The sequence below is a fragment of the Streptomyces sp. NPDC052107 genome, from assembly GCF_040680215.1.
In the GTDB taxonomy this organism is placed as follows: Bacteria; Actinomycetota; Actinomycetes; order Streptomycetales; family Streptomycetaceae; genus Streptomyces.
In genome coordinates, this window is sequence record NZ_JBFAWG010000209.1 from 1 (window position 1) to 4,430 (window position 4,430).

Consider the following 4,430-nt stretch of genomic DNA (forward strand, 5'->3'; position numbering starts at 1 on the left):
CCACCTCCACGCTCACGCAGCCCCGCCCAGGTGGGAAGAACCCGCACCGGACCCTACGGTTCCCATGGGATCGCTTAGCTGATTAGAGACGCTGCCCGCATCGAAGGACGGCACCGGCGCCTTCCCAGCGGCGAAACTGACGTCGCTGGTGGGTGGCATGGCCGCGGGCGCCGACAGCAACGATGACATGGACCGCCTGCGGCATGGCGCGATGGGCCGCCTGTTTGCCGGGGTCCGGGCCCCGTCCACGCTGGGATCGTTTCTACGCTCCTTCACGCACGGGCATGTGAAGCAACTCCACGCCGTGGCCCGCCGGTTCCTGCCCGCACTGGCCCGTCATACCCCGCTGCTGCCCGGCGCGGACCAGGTCGCCTACGTGGACATCGACGACACCATCCGCCGCACCTACGGCTACGCCAAGCAGAGCACCGGCTACGGATACAGCAAGGTCAAGGGTCTGAACGCACTGCTCGGCATCGTCTGCACGCCCCTGTCCGCCCCGGTGATCGCCGCCACCCGGCTGCGCACAGGACCGTCGGTCTCCGCACGCGGCGCGGCAGCCTTCGTCGCCGAGACCATCCGCACCGCCCGCGCCTGCGGCGCCAGTGGCCTGCTGGTGATGCGGGCGGACTCCGCGTTCTACGGCGCCGACGTCGTGAACTCCTGCCGGGCGCTGGGCGCGCGTTTCTCCGTCACGGTGCGGATGAACGCCTCCGTCAAGGTTGCGATCGCCCGCATCGACGAGGGCACCTGGGCGCCGATCAAGTACCCCAAGGCGGCCTGGGACGAGGAAGGCGAGTGCTGGATCTCGGACGCCGAGATAGCTGAGGTCCCCTACACCGCGTTCACTTCCAAGCCGAAGAAACAGAGCAGGTCACCGCCCGTCTGATTGTGCGTCGCGTCAAGCGCCTGGGCACTGGCACCGTCCCCGCCGGGCAGGGCACGCTCTTCGACACCTGGCGCTACCACGCCGCGTTCACCGACTCCCCGCTCTCCTTGAAGGACGCCGAGTGTGACCACCGTCGGCACGCTGTCGTCGAGCAGGTGATCGCGGATGTCAAGAACAGTGCCTTCGCTCACGCGCCGTCCGGCCATTTCCAGGCCAATGCCGCGTGGCTTGCCCTGGCAGCGCTGGCGCACAACCTGCCCCGCGCCGCCGGCGCCCTGGCCGGAACGTTCCATGCCAGTGCGACCACCGCCACCATCCGTGACCACCAGATCAACGTGCCCGCCCGGCTGGCCCGCTCGGCCCGCCGCCTCACCCTGCACCTGCCCGAACGCTGGCCCTGGAGCTTGGACTTCACCCAGCTCTTCAGCACGGTGCATGCGCTACCAGCCTCCTGACGCTCCCCGACCGACCTGCCCGAAAGGGTCCGACACCTGTGGACAAGTGGAAGAGCTGGGCAGACCAGCGGCCACCCCATGCCCGAATCCGCGACTCAACCCCGACACGGCCCGCACAACCCCGAAACGCCCACCCCGAAATCAGCCGGTGGATCCGGGCTCAAGCAGACCCGACCTTGATCCTGTCGCGAACTCTAAAAGCTACTCGACGCTGGCTGTGGCGACCAGGGCAAGCTCCACAGCCAGTCTCCCCCAATGATTTGCCAATGAACATGCCAACAGTGAACCAAGTCCACACTACGGCCTGTAGTGTCCTGTTCGGGAGCCGGGCATGGGCATGACGTCAAAAGGGGGAACGGCCGTGAAGGACCTTCGCACGCCCACGCAGGGCGACTTCCATGCTTACGCGGATCTCGCGAAAAAGCAGGGCGGCCATTTGAGCACCCTTGTGCAGTGGAGCGGTAATGAGTGCACCAAGGCCGACGGCTTGGACGGACTGCTTATCCCGCTGCGCCCGCTCGTCCCTGATGCCTCGACCTTCTTCCACGGCAAGTTCGCGCAGTGCCAGCGAGGTATGGGTATGATCAGCGAAAAGATCCACCGTACGAGTGCCGTCTACACTGAAACGGACCAGAACGTCGCGCTGCGACTGCGCAACCTATATCCACACGCTTCCTCCCACTTTCCGGACCTCGGGGCGATTCCTGGCCTTCACCGCGTCGGCAACTTCAACGATGAAGAGGTCGAACTGAAGACGCCGGACAGCGCCGAGGACGACACGTCCAAGAACATCGAGCATCAGCTCTGGTCGCTGGGCTGGAACAGCGACCTCAGGGGTGCCGACTCGATATTCAAGTTCTGCACTGGCAAGAGCCTCGTTGAACTCCTGCTCACCCCGCTGTCCGGCAAGTACGGCCGACTGCTCTACCTGCACAACGTCTACGATGCGTTGGGTGATGCCGCGTACACCGTCACCGGTACCTTGCGTAAGGGCTCCTGGGAGCTTGGGACCGAGTGGACGGGGGAGGCCGCGACTGCCTTCGACTCGTACCTGTTCAACTGGACGATGGGCATGGGTGGAGTCGGCGACGCCGCCAAGGAGGTAGCCAAGTTCTACAAGGTGGGTTACGAGACCATCGTCGTGCTTGTTCACCTCGCCCTCAGAGAAATCAATAAGTTGATCAACAACGAGATTAAGGAACTCGTCAAGCAGACGGAGGAAATGGCCGCAGGCGATGCGACGATCGAGGGAATCGGCCTGGGGCCCGAGGATCCGTTGGCGGACGCTGTCGCAGGCTTCTTCACTGCAGACAAGATGTACAAGATCTACAAGATCGTCAAATACATCATTACCGGTATCACGATTATCGAGGGTATCTACGGCAAGATCTCGGACGCCGTAGAAGCGATCAATAAGGGCGTCCACGCGATCGTCGAGTTCAGCAAGGCTCCCGAGATGCCCGACATACCCAGCGTCAGCAGCCTCCTCGACCAGGTCGAGCAGCGCGGCTTCGCATTCGAAAAGAGCGATGGCTGGAACGCCACCCTCGGCGCCGCCCGTATCGGCCTGCTTCCGGCAGCCTGAGCACTCGGAGTGTGACTCATGTCCTCCTACTACGACCGCCCACACGACCGCGAGCGAGACCCCGCCGCTGAACAGCGGGCAGTGCCGGCCGACCGGCTCGGTGACGCACTGCTGGCAGGCCGGAGCCCACAGCAGGAAGAGATCGCCGACAGGATCTACCAGGAGTTGAAGGCCGGCGCCCACGTCGATGACATCAAGCAACTCATCGGGCAGCTGAGCCGGACTGCCACCGAGGACGCCCGCAGTCGAGGCGTGGGACGGGGCGGAGGCGTCCGACGATGATCCAGACACTCAGCTCGTTCACCGTCACGGCTGACTACGGTCGCGCGCATACCACGTACAACGTTCACGTCGACGGACAGCAAGCTCCCGTGGCCCGCATGCACAAGGACACCGTATACAGCAGCCCAAGCGAATACCGGGTGTACACCGGCCCCCGGCTCGACGAACTTGCTGGCTATGTAACCGACTTCAGCGCCAAGGCGGCCGACCGCACGCCACTCGGCAAGGTCGACACGCGGACGCGGGCGCTGCGTGACAATGAGTGGACCGTCATTCAAAACGGACTGGGCGAGTTGACCGGCGAGTCGGCCGGTGTCAGCACCAAGCTGCGCCGCGACTCCAGACTGGGAAACCTCCTCTCCGTACCGGCGAGCGAGTTCGTCTTCACCACCCGGCTCCACTTCCGGTCACCGGAATCCGCCGGCTTCGAACTGACACGTCTCCGTGGAGTCCGCGCCCGATACGCCGCCACCATCCACGATGGTCGCGTCAACAGGCTGCTCATCCTTGCCTGCATTGCGCACTACGCCGAGCACCACGCCCAGGACATCCGTCAGCCCCTTGCGGAGATGACCGCCAACCCCTTCAAACGCTGAGTCCGACGCCGACCTTTCCCAAGAAGGTCGGCGCCATCACTTCAGCGTGCGGATGACGGAGATGGGTCAGGCGGGCTGTGTGGATCTTCGTACATTGGTGAAACCACGGGGGCGTGACCGCGAAGCCTAGGAGTAGAGCATGAGGAAGCACATCTGCGGTACGGCGCTCCTGCTCGCGGTGGTGCCGGCGCTGGCCGGGTGCGGCGCTTTCGGGAAAGGCACACCCACGCCGGTCGCGACAGGCCCGGTGACGATGCCCGATCTGGCCGGGAAGAACGCCGAGAAGGCCGAGGAACAGCTGGAGGAGCTCGGTGTACCCAAGAGCCGGATCGAGCTGCGGGCGGATGACGGAAACCATGTGGTGGTGCTCGCGGCATCGAACTGGGACGTGAACACCCAGTCGGTGAAGGCCGGTGCGCAGCTCGGAGTGAAGCAGGTGCTCGTGCTCGGCGTGGGCAAGCCGACGTGGCGCGAGCGCCATAACGGCCACCTGCTCTAGCGTCTCTAATCAGCTAAGCGATCCCATGCGAACCGTAGGGTCCGGTGCGGGTTCTTCCCACCTGGGCGGGGCTGCGTGAGCGTGGAGGTGGAATCCCGCGCCCAGTGCTGCTCCGCGTGGCCGG

Annotated in this window: 6 protein-coding genes; all 6 read left to right on the forward strand. The window is 64.9% G+C overall.

Going from position 1 to position 4,430, the window contains the following annotated elements; all coding sequences use genetic code 11:
- Nucleotides 1–148 precede the first annotated feature (148 nt).
- The 6 genes from AB0M27_RS46870 (at nucleotide 149) to AB0M27_RS46895 (ending at nucleotide 4,306) form a co-directional block, all read left to right on the forward strand.
- A complete protein-coding gene (locus tag AB0M27_RS46870; RefSeq protein WP_365732318.1) occupies nucleotides 149–889 on the forward strand; it encodes a transposase in 741 nt (246 codons plus the stop codon).
- Nucleotides 890–891: 2 nt separating this feature from the next.
- Nucleotides 892–1,344: a transposase gene (locus AB0M27_RS46875; protein WP_365732319.1), complete on the forward strand. Its 453-nt coding sequence runs from the start codon at nucleotides 892–894 to the stop codon at nucleotides 1,342–1,344.
- A gap of 331 nt (nucleotides 1,345–1,675) precedes the next feature.
- Complete coding sequence (locus AB0M27_RS46880) at nucleotides 1,676–2,929, forward strand: hypothetical protein (protein WP_365732320.1); 1,254 nt, start codon at nucleotides 1,676–1,678, stop codon at nucleotides 2,927–2,929.
- 18 nt (nucleotides 2,930–2,947) lie between these two features.
- On the forward strand, nucleotides 2,948–3,211 hold the full coding sequence (locus AB0M27_RS46885; RefSeq protein WP_365732321.1) for a hypothetical protein: 264 nt from the start codon (nucleotides 2,948–2,950) through the stop codon (nucleotides 3,209–3,211).
- On the forward strand, nucleotides 3,208–3,807 hold the full coding sequence (locus AB0M27_RS46890) for a hypothetical protein (protein ID WP_365732322.1): 600 nt from the start codon (nucleotides 3,208–3,210) through the stop codon (nucleotides 3,805–3,807). The genes AB0M27_RS46885 and AB0M27_RS46890 overlap by 4 nt, the downstream gene beginning before the upstream one ends.
- Nucleotides 3,808–3,946: 139 nt before the next feature.
- A complete protein-coding gene (locus AB0M27_RS46895; RefSeq protein WP_365732323.1) occupies nucleotides 3,947–4,306 on the forward strand; it encodes a PASTA domain-containing protein in 360 nt (119 codons plus the stop codon).
- Nucleotides 4,307–4,430: the final 124 nt, after the last annotated feature.